Annotated in this window: 15 protein-coding genes; 7 read left to right on the forward strand and 8 right to left on the reverse strand. The window is 71.4% G+C overall.

The window, feature by feature from the left end; translation table 11 throughout:
• Nucleotides 1-116: 116 nt before the first annotated feature.
• From OHB13_RS23495 to OHB13_RS23505, 3 genes are all read right to left on the reverse strand, one after another.
• Nucleotides 117-1,784, reverse strand: coding sequence for a phospho-sugar mutase (locus tag OHB13_RS23495; protein ID WP_328378398.1), 1,668 nt, complete (start codon nt 1,782-1,784; stop codon nt 117-119).
• Nucleotides 1,785-1,954: 170 nt separating this feature from the next.
• On the reverse strand, nt 1,955-2,785 hold the full coding sequence (locus OHB13_RS23500; RefSeq protein WP_266853855.1) for a purine-nucleoside phosphorylase: 831 nt from the start codon (nt 2,783-2,785) through the stop codon (nt 1,955-1,957).
• 179 nt (nt 2,786-2,964) lie between these two features.
• Complete coding sequence (locus OHB13_RS23505) at nt 2,965-3,402, reverse strand: gamma-glutamylcyclotransferase (RefSeq protein ID WP_266853853.1); 438 nt, start codon at nt 3,400-3,402, stop codon at nt 2,965-2,967.
• Between the two features lie 226 nt (nt 3,403-3,628).
• Between OHB13_RS23505 and OHB13_RS23510 the strand changes: the two genes are divergently transcribed.
• The gene (locus OHB13_RS23510; protein ID WP_266853851.1) at nt 3,629-5,068 is read left to right on the forward strand and encodes an NAD(P)H-quinone dehydrogenase; all 1,440 of its coding nucleotides are present in this window, start codon (nt 3,629-3,631) and stop codon (nt 5,066-5,068) included.
• A 134-nt stretch (nt 5,069-5,202) separates the two neighbouring features.
• Nucleotides 5,203-6,171, forward strand: coding sequence for a DeoR/GlpR family DNA-binding transcription regulator (locus tag OHB13_RS23515; RefSeq protein WP_266853849.1), 969 nt, complete (start codon nt 5,203-5,205; stop codon nt 6,169-6,171).
• A 157-nt stretch (nt 6,172-6,328) separates the two neighbouring features.
• Here the strand turns inward: OHB13_RS23515 and OHB13_RS23520 are convergent, their stop codons facing one another.
• Nucleotides 6,329-8,083 (reverse strand): acetyl/propionyl/methylcrotonyl-CoA carboxylase subunit alpha, encoded by a 1,755-nt coding sequence (locus tag OHB13_RS23520; RefSeq protein WP_328378399.1) that lies wholly within the window; start codon nt 8,081-8,083, stop codon nt 6,329-6,331.
• Nucleotides 8,084-8,604: 521 nt separating this feature from the next.
• Between OHB13_RS23520 and OHB13_RS23525 the strand changes: the two genes are divergently transcribed.
• Together OHB13_RS23525 and OHB13_RS23530 are read left to right on the forward strand one after the other, a co-directional pair.
• The gene (locus OHB13_RS23525) at nt 8,605-9,060 is read left to right on the forward strand and encodes a hypothetical protein (RefSeq protein WP_328378400.1); all 456 of its coding nucleotides are present in this window, start codon (nt 8,605-8,607) and stop codon (nt 9,058-9,060) included.
• A gap of 408 nt (nt 9,061-9,468) precedes the next feature.
• Nucleotides 9,469-10,752 (forward strand): carboxylesterase family protein, encoded by a 1,284-nt coding sequence (locus tag OHB13_RS23530; RefSeq protein WP_328378401.1) that lies wholly within the window; start codon nt 9,469-9,471, stop codon nt 10,750-10,752.
• 19 nt (nt 10,753-10,771) lie between these two features.
• Here the strand turns inward: OHB13_RS23530 and OHB13_RS23535 are convergent, their stop codons facing one another.
• Together OHB13_RS23535 and mmpB are read right to left on the reverse strand one after the other, a co-directional pair.
• Nucleotides 10,772-11,374, reverse strand: coding sequence for a Maf family protein (locus tag OHB13_RS23535; protein WP_328378402.1), 603 nt, complete (start codon nt 11,372-11,374; stop codon nt 10,772-10,774).
• Between the two features lie 82 nt (nt 11,375-11,456).
• Nucleotides 11,457-11,585 carry a morphogenic membrane protein MmpB gene (gene mmpB, locus OHB13_RS23540; protein ID WP_266853824.1) on the reverse strand — a complete coding sequence of 43 codons (129 nt, stop codon included), beginning with the start codon at nt 11,583-11,585 and terminating at the stop codon, nt 11,457-11,459.
• 154 nt (nt 11,586-11,739) lie between these two features.
• Between mmpB and OHB13_RS23545 the strand changes: the two genes are divergently transcribed.
• Nucleotides 11,740-13,152, forward strand: a complete 1,413-nt coding sequence (locus OHB13_RS23545; RefSeq protein WP_328378403.1) for an amidohydrolase family protein — start codon at nt 11,740-11,742, stop codon at nt 13,150-13,152.
• A 131-nt stretch (nt 13,153-13,283) separates the two neighbouring features.
• Here OHB13_RS23545 and OHB13_RS23550 read toward each other — a convergent pair whose 3' ends face one another.
• Complete coding sequence (locus OHB13_RS23550; protein ID WP_328378404.1) at nt 13,284-13,490, reverse strand: acyl-CoA carboxylase epsilon subunit; 207 nt, start codon at nt 13,488-13,490, stop codon at nt 13,284-13,286.
• Between the two features lie 34 nt (nt 13,491-13,524).
• Nucleotides 13,525-15,108 carry an acyl-CoA carboxylase subunit beta gene (locus tag OHB13_RS23555; RefSeq protein ID WP_266853818.1) on the reverse strand — a complete coding sequence of 528 codons (1,584 nt, stop codon included), beginning with the start codon at nt 15,106-15,108 and terminating at the stop codon, nt 13,525-13,527.
• Nucleotides 15,109-15,240: 132 nt separating this feature from the next.
• Here OHB13_RS23555 and OHB13_RS23560 point away from each other — a divergent pair, with 132 nt between their 5' ends.
• Both OHB13_RS23560 and OHB13_RS23565 read left to right on the forward strand, forming a co-directional pair.
• The gene (locus OHB13_RS23560; RefSeq protein ID WP_328378405.1) at nt 15,241-16,185 is read left to right on the forward strand and encodes a biotin--[acetyl-CoA-carboxylase] ligase; all 945 of its coding nucleotides are present in this window, start codon (nt 15,241-15,243) and stop codon (nt 16,183-16,185) included.
• A gap of 127 nt (nt 16,186-16,312) precedes the next feature.
• Nucleotides 16,313-17,488, forward strand: a complete 1,176-nt coding sequence (locus tag OHB13_RS23565) for an adenylate/guanylate cyclase domain-containing protein (protein ID WP_401601871.1) — start codon at nt 16,313-16,315, stop codon at nt 17,486-17,488.
• Nucleotides 17,489-17,509 lie beyond the last annotated feature (21 nt).

A 17,509-nucleotide genomic window follows, 5' to 3' on the forward strand; every position in this document is an offset into this window, starting at 1 on the left:
TCCCGGACCCCCTGGCCTGCTGGCTTCCCGGCCTCCTGGCAACAAGAAGCAGTATGGCCCCCGGAGTTCGCCGGGTGGGGCGGGCCCTCCGGCCCGCCCCACCCGGATCCCCGTTCCTACAGTCCCGCCGCCCGTGACAGGTCCGCCTTGATCGCCGTCAGGACCCGGTCCGCCCGGGTCCTGGCTGCCGGGACCTCGCCGATGGAGTCCACCGGGACGACCACCTCCAGGTAGCACTTGAGCTTCGGCTCGGTGCCGCTCGGGCGGACGATCACCCGGGCGCCCTCCAGGTGGTAACGCAGGCCGTCCGTGGGCGGGAGGTGCTCCGTGCCGTTGGACAGGTCCTCGGCGCTGGTGACCTTGAGGCCCGCCAGTTCCGTCGGCGGCTGTTCGCGCAGCCGGCGCATCGCGTCCGCGATCACCGACAGGTCCTCGACGCGCACCGAGAGCTGGTCCGTCGCGTGCAGCCCGTGCTGGACGGCGAGTTCGTCGAGCAGGTCGAGCAGTGTGCGGCCCTCGGCCTTCAGCACCGAGGCCAGTTCGGCGACGAGCAGGGCCGCCGTGATGCCGTCCTTGTCGCGTACGCCGTCGGGGTCGACGCAGTAGCCGAGCGCCTCCTCGTACCCGTACCGCAGGCCCTCGACGCGGGCGATCCACTTGAAGCCGGTCAGCGTCTCCTCGTACGGGAGCGAGGCCGCCTCCGCGATCCGGCCGAGCAGCGACGACGACACGATCGACTCGGCGAACGTGCCCGTCACCCCGCGGCGGACCAGGTGCGCCGCGAGCAGCGCGCCCAGTTCGTCGCCGCGCAGCATCCGCCAGTCGCCCTCGTACGGGACGGCCACCGCGCAGCGGTCCGCGTCCGGGTCGTTGGCGATGACGATGTCGGGGGCGGCGCGGCGGGCGGTCGCGAAGGAGAGGTCCATCGCGCCCGGCTCCTCCGGGTTGGGGAAGGCGACCGTCGGGAACGCCGGGTCGGGCTCGGCCTGCTCGGTGACGAGCACCGGCTCCGGGAAGCCGGCCCTGGCGAACGCGGCGAGCAGGGTCTCCGTGCCGACGCCGTGCATCGCCGTGTAGACGGTGCGGGCGGTGCGGGGGGAGCCGGGGGTCAGCACGGCGTCCGTACGGGCCAGATAGGCCTCCAGGACGTCCTCGCCGAGGATCTCCCAGCCGCTCTCGGGGCGCGGTACGTCGTGCAGGCTCCGCACCGCGTCGATCTGCGCGGCGATCTCGGTGTCCGCGGGCGGCACGATCTGTGAACCTCCCCCAGACTCCGTCCCGGGGTCCCCCCACCCGAGGTAGACCTTGTAGCCGTTGTCGCGCGGCGGGTTGTGGCTCGCGGTGACCTCGACGCCCGCGACCGCGCCGAGGTGGCGGACGGCGAAGGCGAGCACCGGGGTGGGCAGCGGGCGGGGCAGCACGGCGGCGCGCAGACCCGCGCCGGTCATCACGGCCGCGGTGTCCCTGGCGAAGTCCGCGGACTTGTAGCGGGCGTCGTAACCGACGACGACCAGGCCGCCCGCCCGGCCCTGTGCCTTGAGGTACGCGGCGAGGCCGGCCGCGGCGCGTATGACGACGGCGCGGTTCATCCGCATCGGCCCCGCGCCCAGCTCGCCGCGCAGACCGGCCGTGCCGAACTGGAGGGTGCCGCTGAAGCGCGCCGCCAGCTCGGCGGTGTCCCCGGAGGCGGCGGCCTCGATGAGCCGTGCCAGCTCGTCGCGGGTGTCGGTGTCGGGGTCCTCCGCCTGCCAGGTCTTGGCGCGGGTGATCAGGTCCTGCTGCACGGTGGTTCTGCCTTTCGTTCCTCACGGTGGGTGGGGGCTCCGCCCCCGGGCCCCCGCTCCTCAATTGCCGGAGGGGCTGAACAGGTGCCCGGCGTCGGCAGAATCCAGCCCCCTGGGGGCACCTCCCAGCGGTAGCTGGGGGAGATCGAGGCCACAGGGAAACAGGTGCCTCAGATCCGCTCCAGCACCTGCGAGAGCAGCGCACCCATCCGCGTGGCGGAGTCCCGCCCGGCCTGCAGTACTTCTTCGTGGTTGAGCGGCTCGCCGGTCAGTCCGGCCGCCAGGTTCGTGACCAGCGAGATGCCGAGCACCTCGGCGCCGGCCTCGCGTGCGGCGATGGCCTCCAGCACCGTGGACATGCCGACCAGGTCGCCACCGAGCACCCGGACCATGTTGATCTCGGCGGGCGTCTCGTAGTGCGGGCCGGGGAACTGGACGTACACGCCCTCTTCCAGCGTGTTGTCGACCTCCTTGCAGAGCGCGCGCAGCCGCGGCGAGTACAGGTCGGTGAGGTCCACGAAGTTGGCGCCGATGATCGGCGAGGTGGCCGTCAGGTTGATGTGGTCACTGATGAGGACCGGCTGGCCGGGGCGCATCCCGGGGCGCAGACCACCGCAGCCGTTGGTCAGGACGACGGTCTTGCAGCCTGCCGCGACGGCGGTACGCACGCCGTGCGAGACGGCGGCGACACCGCGGCCCTCGTAGTAGTGGGTACGGCCCAGGAAGACCAGCGCGCGCTTGCCTCCGACGGCGTACGAGCGGATGCGGCCGCCGTGGCCCTCGACGACGGGCGGCGGGAACCCGGGCAGTTCGGTCACGGCGAAATCGGCCACGGGCGTACCCAGTGCGTCGACGGCCGGCGCCCAGCCGGAGCCCATGACGAGGGCCACATCGTGGGTCTCTGCGCCGGTGAGTTCACGGAGGCGGGTGGCGGCGGCGTCGGCGGCGACAGTGGGGTTGTCGGCGGCGCCCTGGATGTCCGGGTTAACTGAAGCGTTCACGCCGAAGAGGGTAACCGTTCTGGGCCTACGCGCGTAGATGTCTCGGTGGACGGACTTGGGATCGTTGTCTTGTCGTTTCCGACGAATGCCCGGCGGACAGCCCACGAATGCCCGGCGGACGCCCGGCGGGCGCCAGGTGAGAGCCGGGTGGGAGCCCGTGCGGGGCGGCCCCGCGGCCCTCAGCAGGGGCGCTTGCGGAGCTCCATCACATAGTCGTGCGGCGCGCCGGCGGACTCGGCCGCGTCGGCCAGCTCGCCCAGGTACCGCGCCGACGGCAGCCCGCCCTCGTACCCGTTCAGTACGTAGATCCAGGCGGGCTCCTCGCCCTCCAGGGTGTCCACCCGGACCCGCATCCGCCGGTATATGTCGAGGCCGACGCCCTCCCAGCGGTCCATCGAGTCCTGGTCCATCGGGGCGATGTCGTACACAGCGACGAAGACCTGCGAGCGCGGGGCCTCCACCAGCGTGGCGAGCGCGCCCTCCCAGCCCATCTGCTCCCCGCCGAAGGTCAGCCGCCAGCCGTTGAGCCAGCCGGTGCCGCGCAGGGGGGAGTGCGGAGCGCGGCGACTCATCAGCCGCGCGTCGAGGTTGCCGGCGTACGCGGCGTAGAGCGACATGCTGTCGAGGGTACGACAGTGGCATTTCGGGGCCGGGTCACTTCGCCGCGACAGCCGGCCGGAAGGGCACCCCCGGGCGCGTCCGACGGGCCGGGGTGCCCCCGGGGGTGAAGCATCTTGAAGAGTGCGGGACAATGAGGCACGTACTGCATTCCCCGGGGGCACCCCCCGGACCCCCGGCCGGGGCGGCAGTGCGGCCGGGGTGACAACGCGAGGCGGATTTTTCGTGACCCGGATCGTGATCATCGGCGGCGGACCTGGCGGATATGAGGCTGCCCTGGTGGGCGCCCAGCTCGGCGCGGAGGTGACCGTCGTCGACTGCGACGGTCTCGGCGGGGCATCCGTGCTCACCGACTGCGTGCCCTCCAAGACTCTGATCGCCACGGCCGAGGTGATGACGACCTTCGACTCTTCGTACGAGGAGTTGGGCATCATCGTCGCCGACGACACCCCGCCGCTGGAACAGGCGGCCCGGGTGGTCGGCGTGGACCTCGGCAAGGTGAACCGGCGGGTCAAGCGGCTCGCGCTCGCCCAGTCCCACGACATCACCGCATCGGTCACCAGGGCCGGCGCCCGGGTGATGCGCGGCCGCGGCCGGCTCGTCGGGCAGCAGGCGATGGACGGTTCCCGCCAGGTGGTCGTCACCGCCGCGGACGGCACCGAGGAGACGCTGACGGCCGACGCGGTCCTGCTCGCGACCGGCGGCCACCCCCGGGAGATCCCGGACGCGCAGCCGGACGGCGAGCGCATCCTGAACTGGACACAGGTGTACGACCTGGACGAGCTCCCCGAGGAGCTCATCGTGGTCGGGTCCGGTGTCACCGGCGCCGAGTTCGCGGGCGCCTACCAGGCGCTCGGCTCGCGCGTCACGCTCGTCTCCAGCCGTGACCGGGTGCTCCCCGGCGAGGACCCGGACGCCGCCGCGGTCCTGGAGGACGTGTTCCGCCGCCGGGGCATGAACGTGATGGCCCGCTCGCGCGCCGCCGCCGCCAAGAGGGTGGGGGACCGGGTCGAGGTCACCCTGGCCGACGGCCGGGTCATCTCCGGCACGCACTGCCTGATGGCGGTCGGCGCCATCCCCAACAGCGCGGGCATGGGCCTGGACGAGGCCGGGGTCCGGCTCAAGGAGTCCGGCCACATCTGGACCGACAAGGTCTCCCGTACGAGCGCCCCCGGCGTCTACGCGGCCGGTGACGTCACCGGGATCTTCGCTCTCGCCTCGGTCGCGGCCATGCAGGGCCGCATCGCGATGTACCACTTCCTCGGTGACGCGGTGCAGCCGCTGAACCTCAAGACGGTCTCCTCCAACGTCTTCACCGACCCGGAGATCGCCACCGTCGGTTACACCCAGGCCGACGTCGACTCGGGCAAGATCGAGGCGCGGGCCGTCAAGCTGCCGCTGCTGCGCAACCCGCGCGCCAAGATGCAGGGCATCAGGGACGGCTTCGTCAAGATCTTCTGCCGTCCCGGTACCGGCATCGTGGTCGGCGGGGTGGTCGTGTCCCCGCGGGCCAGCGAGCTGATCCACCCGATCTCGATCGCGGTCGACAACAACCTGACGGTGGAGCAGATCGCGAACGCCTTCACCGTGTACCCGTCGCTCTCCGGCTCGATCGCCGAAGTGGCACGGCAGTTGCACACCCGGAAGATGGCCGGCGAGGCCTGACGCGAGGGGCGCCGGTGGTCGGTCGGCCGGCGACCGCGCCCCTTATACCACTTGCTGACCCCATCTGTGCGCAACTTCTGTTTTTCGGCGCAAAGTGCTGAGAACTATCGGCCGGTCAGGTTACTGTCTGTTTCGTGTTCGCTGCTGAACGTCGCCAATTGATCCTTGAAATGGTGCGTGCCAACGGGGCCGTGTCGCTCCGTGAGCTCGCCCGTGTCGTCCAGACCTCCGAAGTGACCGTACGGCGGGACGTGCGGGCACTGGAGGCAGAAGGACTCCTCGACCGCCGCCATGGCGGTGCGGTACTGCCGGGTGGTTTTACGCGAGAGTCCGGCTTTCCGCAGAAATCCCATCTCGCGACCGCCGAGAAGACGGCCATCGCCGATCTCGCCGCCGGGCTCGTCGAAGAAGGCGAAGCCATCGTGGTGGGCGCGGGGACGACCACACAGGAGCTGGCCCGCCGGCTCGCACGCGTCCCCGGACTGACGGTGGTCACCAACTCCCTCCTGGTGGCCCAGGCGTTGGCCCATGCCAACCGGGTCGAGGTGGTGATGACCGGTGGCACGCTGCGCGGGTCCAACTACGCGCTGGTGGGAAGCGGAGCCGAGCAGTCCCTCCAGGGGCTGCGGGTCTCCCGCGCCTTCCTCTCCGGCAGCGGGCTGACCGCCGAGCGCGGCCTTTCCACCTCCAACATGCTCTCGGCCAGCGTCGACCGGGCGCTGGTCCAGGCCGCCGCGGAGGTCGTCGTCCTCGCGGACCACACCAAGCTGGGCACCGACACCATGTTCCAGACCGTGCCGACAGATGTGATCACCCGGCTGGTCACCGACGAGCCGTCCGCCCAGGACGACCGTGCGGCAACGGAGTTGCAGGCGCTGGCCGACCAGGGCGTGCAGATCGCGGTGGCCGGGCCGGGAGGTGGCGCGGGCTCCGGAGCGGGCGGTGAGACCACCCCTGCCGGGCGACCGCCCCGCAGGGACATGCCGCTCCCCGGGCAGCGGCGTACGCACCCGGGCGGACCGGGGCCGCAGCCGCTGCGCAGCGCGGTCTCGCTCGCCGAGCAGCAACAGCAGGCGCGGGTGGCCGACATGCGCCGGCGCTAGAGGCTGCCGACGCCAGGGCTTTGCAAGCCCGTACACGGAGCGAGCCCCCGGCCGGTGTGTGTCCGGCCGGGGGCTCGCTCCGTAGCTGTTGGCCGGCCACTTCCGTGGCCGGCCGGTCCTGTCTGCGTCGGTCTTGTCTGCGTCGGTCCTGTCTGCGTCAGTCCTTGATTTCGCAGATCGTGGCGCCGGAGGAGACGGAGGCGCCGATTTCGGCGGTGAGGCTCTTGATGGTGCCGGAGCGGTGGGCGTTGAGGGGCTGTTCCATCTTCATCGCTTCGAGGACGACGACGAGGTCGCCTTCCTTGACTTCCTGGCCTTCTTCGACGGCGACCTTGACGATGGTGCCCTGCATGGGGGAGGCGAGGGAGTCGCCGGACGCGGCGGAGCCGGCTTTCTTCGCGGCCCTGCGCTTGGGCTTGGCGCCCGCGGCCAGACCGGTGCGGGCCAGGGTCATGCCCAGCGAGGAGGGCAGGGAGACTTCCAGGCGTTTGCCGCCGACCTCGACGACGATCGTCTCGCGTCCTGCTTCGTCCTCGTCCGTGTCGCCGCCGGCGGGGGCGAAGGGCGGGATCTCGTTGACGAACTCGGTCTCGATCCACCGGGTGTGGATACGGAACGGGTCGGAGGTGAAGGCGGGGTCGGTGACGACCGCGCGGTGGAAGGGGATGGCGGTGGCCATGCCCTCGACGGTGAACTCCTCCAGGGCGCGGGCGGCGCGCTGGAGGGCCTGCTGGCGGGTGGCGCCGGTGACGATGAGCTTGGCGAGGAGGGAGTCCCAGGCGGGGCCGATCACCGAGCCGGACTCGACGCCCGCGTCGAGGCGGACACCGGGGCCGGTCGGCGGGGCGAAGGTGGTGACGGTGCCGGGGGCGGGCAGGAACCCGCGGCCGGGGTCTTCCCCGTTGATACGGAACTCGAAGGAGTGACCGCGCAGCTTCGGGTCGTCGTAGCCGAGTTCCTCGCCGTCGGCGATACGGAACATCTCACGGACCAGGTCGATGCCCGAGACCTCTTCGGTGACGGGGTGCTCGACCTGGAGGCGGGTGTTGACCTCCAGGAAGGAGATCGTGCCGTCGACGCCGACCAGGAACTCCACGGTGCCCGCGCCGACGTAGCCGGCTTCCTTGAGGATCGCCTTGGACGCCGCGTACAGCTCGGCGTTCTGCGCCTGGCTCAGGAACGGGGCGGGGGCTTCCTCGACGAGCTTCTGGTGGCGGCGCTGGAGGGAGCAGTCACGGGTGGAGACGACGACGACGTTGCCGTGCTGGTCGGCCAGGCACTGGGTCTCCACGTGCCGGGGCTTGTCGAGGTAGCGCTCGACGAAACACTCACCGCGCCCGAACGCGGCGACGGCCTCGCGTACGGCGGAGTCGTAGAGCTCGGGGATCTCTTCGAGGGTGCGGGCGACTTTGAGGCCGCGCCCGCCGCCGCCGAAGGCCGCCTTGATCGCGATCGGCAGCCCGTTCTCCTGGGCGAACGCCACGACTTCGGCGGAGCCTTCGACCGGGTCCGGGGTGCCGGCGACCAGGGGTGCGCCGGCGCGCTGCGCGATGTGGCGGGCGGCGACCTTGTCGCCGAGGTCGCGGATGGCCTGAGGCGGGGGGCCGATCCAGGTGAGGTCCGCGTCGAGGACGGCCTGGGCGAATTCGGCGTTCTCGGAGAGGAAGCCGTATCCGGGGTGGATGGCGTCGGCGCCCGAGTCCTTCGCGGCCTGCAGGACCTTGCCCATGTCCAGGTAGCTGGTGCCCGGGGTGTCACCGCCCAGGGCGAACGCCTCGTCGGCCGCGCGTACGTGCGGTGCGTCCCGGTCCGGCTCGGCGTAGACGGCTACGCTCGTGATCCCGGCGTCCCGGCAGGCCCGTGCGACACGGACAGCGATCTCGCCACGGTTGGCGATGAGCACCTTGTGCACGATGGCTCCCTCCTTGCTGTGTCTTCCCCGCTCGCACCCGAGCCGGGTTTACTCGGCAGGTCATCGTGCCGAAGAGTTCGCTGAAACAAGCTGAGTTTAGGGACTGCCGACACCGCGTTTCGACCTGTCCCCATAGGTGAGCTTCCCCACACGCGGTGTGACACGAGCTTCGGCAGTGCCGCGAATTCCCTTGTCACACCACGGTACGGAGGGTTCTCAGAACCCACAGTAGCCCCGCCATGCGGGTTAGGTCTCTGTCAGTCGGGACCGCTGCGGCTCGCGTTTCTTTGTGGGGTCCCTACGAACGGACGGGTGATTTTTTTGCCGCCCGTTCGGACCGTTCAGACCCCTTGTCCCGGCGACTACCCGTTAGTAGCCTGCGCGGTGTCGCACATACTTGCGGTAACAAGCGGAATCTGACAGGGACTCGACTCGGATTCGACCCGGATCCGGCTGGGATCCGAACCGGATTCGACCGGGGTCCGACCGGGGTCCGACTGGCATCTGACTGGGGGTGGCTCATGGCGCGCAGGCCGGTGGCCTTGGTGGCCGCGATCGTCCTCTTCCTTGAGGCGTTCGGGATCGCCTTCGTGAACCTGATACTCGGCAAGGTCGCCGACAACCAGAACATGTCCATGGCGGGCCTGGAACCGAGCGCGATAAGCACCGGCTCCTGGGTGGCCGGGGGTGTCTTCGGCGCCTATCTGCTGCTCTGTGCGTTCTTCCCGCTGCGCGCCGGGATCACGGACCGGGCGCCCGGCCGCTTCGGCCGGATCCTCCTGATCACCTGCGCCGTGGTGCACGGCGTCCTGGGGGCGCTCACCTGGGGCCTGGTCGGCTGGCCGGCCTTCGTCGTGATGATCGTGGTGCTCGGGCTGATCGTCCTGACCCTGGTGGCGTACGACAGGGACCGCCCGGAACCGGAGGCGGCCGAAGGCGAGCCGGACGTGTCCGGAGGCGCCCCCGCGGCTGTCTGACACCGCCATATGTCCGACGGGCGAACGCTGTCCGAAGGGGCCTGGGGTCGGCCGGGAGGCGTCACCTGAGACCCTGCTCCTCGAACTGGACGCCGGGCGCGTCGACTTCGTCGCGGGGCGGCTGACCGTACCGTCCGACGAGCGCACCGTGCGCCGCAAGCTGCACGACGAGTCGGTCGAGCTGGTCGTCAGGGCCTCGCGCGCGCTCGCCGAAGGCGGGCCTTGATCCGGTCGGCCCATCCTCCCAGTGAACCCCCCTTTGAACCGACTCCCTGTGGACCAGGCACGCCCTGCGGAGAGCCCGGACGACGCCACCACGTCCACGCCCGCCACGGTGGAACCGGCGGACACTGTTGCCGCGGACTCCCTCACCGGCTGACCGCCGGTGACCGATACAGGAGGTACGAGATGACGGGCTCCGGCGCAGGGCTGACCCGGACCGGACCGGACGCAGGACCGGCCGGCGCAGGACGGACCGGCACCGAGCCGGTCCGGACGGGTCCCATCCGCTATGCGACGGCCGAACGCTTCGGGCGGCCGCGCCCCGTGGCGGCGGGTGACACCCGCCCCTCCAGCGGCGAGATCTGCCCGCAACCGCCGTCCCGGCTCGACGCGGTGATGGGTCCGCCCCATGACAGCCGCCCCCAGGGCGAGGACTGCCTGAATCTGACGGTCACCACCCCGGCCGCCGACGGCGGGGCGCGCCCCGTGATGGTCTGGTTCCACGGCGGCGGGTTCAGCAGTGGTGCCGGGCTCATGGACTGGTACGACGGCAGCGCGCTCGCCGCCCAGGGCGACGTGGTGGTCGTCGGCGTCAACTACCGTGTCGGGGCCCTCGGTTACCTCTGCCTCGACGGTGTCAGCGAGGGGAACCTCGGCCTGTACGACCAGCTCGAAGCGCTCCGCTGGGTGCGGGAGCACATCGCGGAGTACGGGGGCGACCCCGGCAGCGTCACCGTGTTCGGCCAGTCGGCGGGCGGGATCTCGATCCGGCTGCTCATGGAGATGGACGAGGCCCGCGGGCTCTTCGGCCGGGCGATCCTGCAGAGCGCCCCGCTGGCGCTCACTGAGCGGTCCCGCGACGATTCCGCTGAGCTCGGCCGGATCTTCGCGGACCACCTCGCCGCGCGGGGCGAGTCCCCTTCGACGGCGGGCCACGCGGCGCTCCTGGAGGCGCAGCGGGAGACCGCGGTGGCCCATCTGCTCAGGTCGGGCAGCGCGATGGAGCCTCCGTTCAGCCCGGTCGACGGCGTGCTCGCCCGGAACGGTGCGGCCTTCGCGGAGAACGTCCGCGGCCTGGACGTCCTGTACGGCTGGAACGCCGACGACATGACCGCCTTCCCCGGCGTGGAGGGCGATCCGGCGGAACTCACCGCGCGGATGTACGCCGCCCCGCTCGCGGAGCTGGGCGAACGGCTCGTACGGGCCGGTGCCCGCGTGCACGCCTACCGCCTCGACTGGCGCCCGGCGGGCTCGGCATTCGGCGCGACGCACTGCGTCGAACTGCCGCTGCTGCTGGGCGGCAGGGCGGCCTGGCAGGGTGCCCCGATGCTGGGCAGCACGCCCTCGCACGAGGTCGACGCGCTCGGCGCCGCACTGCGCGCCACCTGGCTCGGCTTCGTACGGACCGGAGTTCCCGGCGCGGCGCCCGGCCCGCTGCACTGCTCCGACGGGCCGGTACCGGGCCGGTAACCGCCGCAGTTCGGACCCGTCAGACCCAGAGGTCCGTCAGGGATACGCCGAGGCCCGCCAGCAGCTTGCGCAGCAGTGGCAGTGAGAGGCCGATGACGTTGCCGGGGTCGCCCTCGATGGAGTCGATGAACGGCGCCGAGCGGCCGTCGAGGGTGAACGCCCCCGCGACATGGAGCGGTTCGCCGCTCGCCACGTACGCGGCGATCTCGGCGTCCGTCGGCTCGCCGAAGCGGACCGTGGTGGAGGCGGTGGCCGACGCGCTGCGGCCGTTCGCGGTGTCGATGACGCAGTGGCCGGTCTGCAGGACGCCCGCCCGGCCGCGCATCGACAGCCAGCGTGCGGTGGCCTCTTCGGCGTCGGCGGGCTTGCCGAGCGCCTCACCGTCCAGCTCCAGTACGGAGTCGCAGCCGATGACGAGGGCGCCGGCCGCGGTGTCGCGGGCGGCGACGGAGCGCGCCTTGGCCTCGGCCAGTACGAGAGCGAGCTCGGCGGGGGTGGGCGCACTGATCGCGTCCTCGTCCACGCCGCTGACGATCACCTCGGGGTCGAGACCGGCGTTGCGGAGCAGTCCGAGACGGGCGGGCGATGCGGAACCGAGAACGAGCCGGCGCTGAGCAGTCATGGGGTCATCGTATGACCGCGCCCCGGCGCGCCCGGACCGGTGCGGGGCGGTTCGGCGCAGGCCCGTTCAGCTCGGGCTCGGTTCAACGCAGGCTCAGGACCGCCATCACGAGAATCATCGCCGCGGCGAGCACGAGACCGGCACGGCGCAGCATCGCCTGTACGTCTCGCAGCTCCTTGGGCGGTTTGTTCTCCGGGTCGGACCACAGCATGCACTCGATGGTGCGGCCGGGAAGGGGTCCGGCGCCTGAGTACGGGTACTCAGGCCGGCCGGGCGTATCCGGGTCTCCGACGGTATGTGACGATCCGTCAGTTGGCCGGAAGCCGCCTTGCTGCGCCGTGTTGTTGCCACGGTATAAAAATGGAATGAACTTTCCGAAAATGAGCCGGCGCAGCGTTCTCGCAGGTCTGGGCAGTGTTCCGCTGGCGGCAGCCGCCGGGTTACCGGCCGCCGCCCGCGAACGGCCGGGCGGCCACAGCGAGAACCCGGGTGAGCGGCGGACCACGGTGCTGCGCGGCGCCGACCTCGTCCTCACGATGGATCCCGCCATCGGCAAGGGGGTGCTCGGCACGATGGAGGGCGGCACCGACGTCCTGCTGCGGGACGGGAAGATCGCCGCTGTCGGGAAGGGGCTCGACGTGCCGCACGGCGCGCGGGTGGTGGACGCCACCGGCAGGCTGGTCCTGCCGGGCTTCGTCGACATCCACAACCACCTCTGGCAGTCGAGCATCCGCGGCGGCTGCTCCGACCAGAACGTGACCGGCTGGCTGGATGCCTGCAACCGGGCCGTCCTGCCGAAGATCGACGCCCAGGACATGTACGGCTTCGTCCACCTCGCGGCCCTCGACGCCCTGCAGACCGGTGTCACCACCGTCGTGGACTGGGTGCACCCCATCCCGTACGACACCAGCGAGCGCTATGTCAGGGCGCTGCACGACTCGGGACTGCGGTTCGTCTACGCGATGACCCAGAGCGGGGCCGACCGCCATCTGATCCCGGAGGTCAAGAAGGACTTCCTGGACCCGCTGCCGCTGGCCTCCGCCCAGGTGGCGGTGCACGCGGCCATGTCCGGGATCAAGGACCTGCGGCTGCTGCACGAGGTCTCACGCGATCTCGGCCTGATGATCAACTCCCATGTGCTGGAGGCCGCGACCGACCGCAAGGACGAGCAGATCCGCGCCCTGCGCGAGGTCGGCGCCTTCGGCCCCCAACTGCTGATGAACCACGCGATCCACCTCACCGACGACGAGATCGCGCTGACCGGTGACCACGATGTGCGGGTGGCGCACTGCCCGCTCAGCAACATGCGGCTGGCCTCCGGCATCATGCCGCTGCCCGCGATGCACCGGCACGGCGTCAAGGCCGGGCTCGGCCACGACGGCGGTACCAACGACACGTCCGACATGTTCAACGTGATGAAAGCGGCCGTCGGACTGCAGCGGGCGCTCCACCAGGACGCCGAGATCCATCCGACCATCCCGGCCGTGCTGCGGCTGGCGACGATGGGCGGCGCCGAGTGCATCGGGATGGCGGACCAGGTCGGGTCGCTGACGCCGGGCAAGCGCGCCGATGTCCTCGTCCTGGACCCCGGCACCCTCAACTTCGCGCCGCGCTTCGACTGGATCAGCCAGATCGTGCTCAACGGCCAGCCCCCGAACGTCAGTGAGGTCTTCATCGACGGCTGTCTGCGCAAGTCGGGCGGCGAGCTGGTGAACGTGGACACCGAGCGGGTGGTCCGCGCAGCGGAGCGGGCCGCGGCGCACGTACGCGCCGCCTGACCCGCGCGGTCCGGGCGAACCCCGCAGGGCCGCCGCCGCGGCGGGGACTGGCCGGGCGGCAGCAGGGTGCTCATCGGCGCCCGCCGATGAGCACCCTGCCGCGGTCTGAAGTCCCCGCGCCCGGACAGGACCTACGCCGGCCAGTAGGTGCGCGCCCACGCGCGCGGTCCCGGCTGCTGTATCCGGTGCCGGGCGATACGCGCCGGATCGGACCACTCCTCGGGCGGCAGCGGCGGTCCTGACGGTGCGGAGACCGCGGCGGCGGCCCGCGCCTGCACCACCGCCAGTGCGGCGGCCAGTTCCTCCGGGGTCGGGTTTCCCCGTACGACCTTGATCATCGTCGAGCCCTTCGTGGGATGGCGGAAGCCCGGTCTACAGCGGGATGTTGCCGTGCTTCTTGGGCGGCAGGGACTCCCGCTTCGTACGCAGCTGACGCAGCCCCCGCACGATGTGCCGCCGGGTCTCCGACGGCATGATCACCGCGTCGATGTAGCCGCGCTCGGCCGCCACGTACGGGTTGAGCAGCGTGTCCTCGTACTCGGACATCAGCCCGGCGCGGGTGGCTTCGGCATCGTCCGCAGCCGCGATGGTGCGGCGGTGCAGGATGCTCACCGCGCCCTGCGCGCCCATCACCGCGATCTGCGCGGTGGGCCAGGCGACATTCAGATCGGCGCCCAGGTGCTTGGAGCCCATCACGTCGTACGCGCCGCCGAACGCCTTGCGGGTGATCACCGTGATCAGCGGGACCGTGGCCTCCGCGTACGCGTAGATCAGCTTGGCGCCGCGCCGGATGATGCCGCCGTACTCCTGGTCGACACCCGGCAGGAAGCCGGGCACGTCCACGAAGGTGATGACCGGGACGTTGAACGCGTCGCAGGTGCGGACGAACCGGGCGGCCTTCTCCGACGCGTTGATGTCCAGACAGCCCGCGAACTGCATCGGCTGGTTGGCGACGATGCCGACCGGGTGGCCCTCGACCCGGCCGAAACCGGTGATGATGTTCGGCGCGAACAGGCCCTGGGTCTCCAGGAACTCACCGTCGTCCAGCACATGCTCGATGGCCGTGTGCATGTCGTACGGCTGGTTCGCGGAGTCCGGGACGAGCGTGTCCAGCTCCCGGTCCAGGTCCGAGGTCTCCAGGTCCGCCTCCTCCGGGAAGGCGGGCGCTTCGGAGAGGTTGTTCGAAGGGAGGTAGGAGAGCAGCGACTTGACGTACTCGATCGCGTCCTTCTCGTCGCCCGCCATGTGGTGCGCCACACCGGACGTGGAGTTGTGCGTCCGGGCGCCGCCCAGCTCCTCGAAGCCCACGTCCTCACCGGTGACGGTCTTGATGACGTCGGGCCCGGTGATGAACATGTGCGAGGTCTGGTCGACCATCACCGTGAAGTCGGTGATCGCGGGGGAGTACACGGCGCCGCCGGCGCACGGGCCGACGATCAGGCTGATCTGTGGGATCACCCCCGACGCGTGCACGTTGCGGCGGAAGATCTCGCCGAACAGGCCGAGCGCGGCCACGCCCTCCTGGATTCGGGCGCCGCCGCCGTCGTTGATCCCGATGACCGGGCAGCCGGTCTTCATGGCGAAGTCCATGACCTTGATGATCTTCTCGCCGTACACCTCGCCGAGCGAGCCGCCGAAGATGGTGAAGTCCTGCGAGTAGACGCAGACCGGGCGTCCGTCGACCGTGCCGTAGCCGGTCACCACGCCGTCGCCGTACGGGCGGTTCTTCTCGATGCCGAAGTTGGTGGAGCGGTGCCGGGCGAACTCGTCCAGCTCGGTGAACGACCCCTCGTCGAGGAGCAGTTCCACCCGCTCACGGGCTGTCAGCTTGCCCTTGGCATGCTGCTTCTCCACCGCGCGCGCCGAACCGGCGTGTGTCGCCTCTTCGATGCGGTGCTGGAGATCCGCGAGCTTGCCCGCGGTGGTGTGGACGTTGATCTCTTCCGGCTCGGACATCGGGATGCGGCTCCCTGGGTGTGCAGGCGTCTGACAGGGCGTTTCGGCTACTGGTTCGGCTACTGGCACGTAAGCGTATCGGCGCGGGTGCGCCTCGGCAGTGCGTCGTTTGCCACACCTACTGTGGGTTGCATGACGTCATCCGATGTACCTGAGAACCGCTGGTCGGACCTGGAGCGCCCGCCGCTGAACGCGACGGCCCTGCGCCGCGCGCTGGTGCGGCCGGAATCCCTGTGGACCTCGCTCGACGTGGTCGCGACCACCGGGTCCACCAACTCCGACCTCGTGGGGCGGGCCGCCGGACTGGACGAGGGGGCGGTGCTGGTCGCCGAGGAACAGACCGCGGCGCGCGGGCGGCTGGACCGCACATGGTCGGCGCCCGCGCGTTCCGGGCTCTTCTTCTCCGTACTCCTGCGGCCCGCCCCGCGGGTCCCGGTCGAGCGCTGGGGGTGGCTGCCGCTGCTGACGGGCGTCGCCGTGGCCACCGGTCTCTCCCGGGCGGCGGGCGTCGACACCGCGCTGAAGTGGCCGAACGACCTGCTGGTCACGGTCCCCGAGGAGCCCGAGAACCCCAAGGAGCCCAAGGAGCCCAAGGAGCCCGAGGACCCCAAGGACTCGGACTGGCTCCGTCCGGGGGAGGCCCCGTCCGGCGCCGAGCGCAAGGCGGGCGGCATCCTCGCCGAACGCACCGCGGACGGCGCGGTCGTGGTCGGTGTCGGCCTCAACGTCTCGCTCCGCACGGAGGAACTGCCCGTCCCCACCGCGGGCTCGCTGGCCCTCGCCGGTGCGGTCTCCACCGACCGGGACCCGCTGCTGCGGGCCGTGCTGCGTTCGCTCGAACAGTGGTACGGGGAGTGGCGCGCGGCGGAGGGCGACCCGGCCGCCTCACGGCTCCAGGAGGCGTACGCGGCGGGCTGCTCGACCCTGGGCCGCACCGTCCGGGCCGAGCTGCCCGGCGGCACCTCGATGACCGGGGAGGCCGTCGCCGTCGACAGTGACGGCCGGCTGGTGCTGGCCACGGAGGACGGGGTGCAGCCGGTCGGCGCCGGTGACATCGTGCATCTGCGACCGGTCTGAGACCCGTCCGCGCGGGTCCGAACCGCGGCAGGCACGTGAGCTACGGCACACCTGCCGTATGGTTGAGGCGATCCGCGGGCAGATCAGCACGGAGCGTCAGCCAGATCGGCAGGGCAGTGCGCAGGGAATGGGCAGGAGGCGGCAGGTGACCGTCGACAACATCTCGTCGGGCGCGGACGAGGAGCCCCCTTCCTCTCCGTACCGCACCCCCCACCATGAGGTCGATCACACCGCGGAGCCGACCAACGATCCGCTCGCCATCCGCCTTGAGCAGCTGATCCTCGGCGCCGACCGCCGCTACACCCCCTTCCAGGCCGCGCGTACGGCAGGCGTCTCGATGGAGCTCGCCTCCCGCTTCTGGCGGGCGATGGGCTTCCCGGACATCGGCCAGGCCAAGGCGCTCACCGAGGCGGACGTCCTCGCGCTGCGCCGGCTGGCGGGACTCGTCGAGGCGGGGCTGCTGAGCGAGCCGATGGCCGTACAGGTCGCGCGGTCCACCGGCCAGACCACCGCCCGGCTCGCCGAGTGGCAGATCGACTCCTTCCTGGCCGGTCTGACCGAGCCGCCCGAGCCGGGGATGACCCGCACCGAGGTCACGTACCCCCTGGTGGAGCTGCTGCTGCCGGAGCTGGAGGAGTTCCTGCGCTATGTGTGGCGGCGCCAGCTGGCGGCCGCCACCGGCCGGGTCGTGCAGGCCGCCGACGACGAGGAGATGGTCGACCGCAGGCTCGCGGTGGGCTTCGCCGACCTCGTCGGTTTCACCCGGCTGACCCGGCGCCTGGAGGAGGAGGAGCTCGGCGAGCTGGTCGAGGCCTTCGAGACGACCTGCGCCGACCTGGTCGCCGCGCACGGCGGCCGGCTCATCAAGACCCTCGGCGACGAGGTGCTGTACGCGGCGGACGACGCGGGCACGGCGGCCGAGATCGCGCTGCGGCTCATCGAGACCATGAGCAACGACGAGACCATGCCGGAACTGCGGGTCGGCATCGCCTTCGGCACCGTCACGACCCGGATGGGCGACGTGTTCGGCACGACGGTGAACCTGGCGTCGCGGCTCACCTCGATAGCTCCCAAGGACACGGTCCTGGTGGACGGCGCGCTCGCCGAGGAGCTGGGGCGCCACGGTGACGCCCCGGTCTCCGAGTCGGAGGCGGCGGCGGAGACCGAGCGCGCCGAGAAGAGCGGCGAGGAGCCGCCCGTCTACCGCTTCGCCCTCCAGCCGATGTGGCAGCGGCCGGTGCGCGGGCTCGGCGTGGTCGAACCGTGGCTGCTCACCCGCCGTACGACGGGCGCACCCGGCTGACCGCTGCGGGGGGCTGACGCC

The sequence above is a fragment of the Streptomyces sp. NBC_00440 genome, assembly GCF_036014215.1.
In the GTDB taxonomy this organism is placed as follows: Bacteria; Actinomycetota; Actinomycetes; order Streptomycetales; family Streptomycetaceae; genus Streptomyces.

What these genes read in the sequence shown, in the direction of transcription:
- OHB13_RS23505 (WP_266853853.1), bottom strand. Translation starts at nt 3,402, where the DNA reads ATGTCGCTCTACGCCGCGTACGCCGGCAACCTCGACGCGCGGCTGATG.
- OHB13_RS23525 (WP_328378400.1), top strand. Translation starts at nt 8,605, where the DNA reads ATGGCGCGCAGGCCGGTGGCCTTGGTGGCCGCGATCGTCCTCTTCCTT.
- OHB13_RS23530 (WP_328378401.1), top strand. Translation starts at nt 9,469, where the DNA reads ATGACGGGCTCCGGCGCAGGGCTGACCCGGACCGGACCGGACGCAGGA.
- OHB13_RS23535 (WP_328378402.1), bottom strand. Translation starts at nt 11,374, where the DNA reads ATGACTGCTCAGCGCCGGCTCGTTCTCGGTTCCGCATCGCCCGCCCGT.
- mmpB (WP_266853824.1), bottom strand. Translation starts at nt 11,585, where the DNA reads ATGCTGTGGTCCGACCCGGAGAACAAACCGCCCAAGGAGCTGCGAGAC.
- OHB13_RS23545 (WP_328378403.1), top strand. Translation starts at nt 11,740, where the DNA reads ATGAACTTTCCGAAAATGAGCCGGCGCAGCGTTCTCGCAGGTCTGGGC.
- OHB13_RS23550 (WP_328378404.1), bottom strand. Translation starts at nt 13,490, where the DNA reads ATGATCAAGGTCGTACGGGGAAACCCGACCCCGGAGGAACTGGCCGCC.
- OHB13_RS23555 (WP_266853818.1), bottom strand. Translation starts at nt 15,108, where the DNA reads ATGTCCGAGCCGGAAGAGATCAACGTCCACACCACCGCGGGCAAGCTC.
- OHB13_RS23560 (WP_328378405.1), top strand. Translation starts at nt 15,241, where the DNA reads ATGACGTCATCCGATGTACCTGAGAACCGCTGGTCGGACCTGGAGCGC.
- OHB13_RS23565 (WP_401601871.1), top strand. Translation starts at nt 16,313, where the DNA reads ATGGGCAGGAGGCGGCAGGTGACCGTCGACAACATCTCGTCGGGCGCG.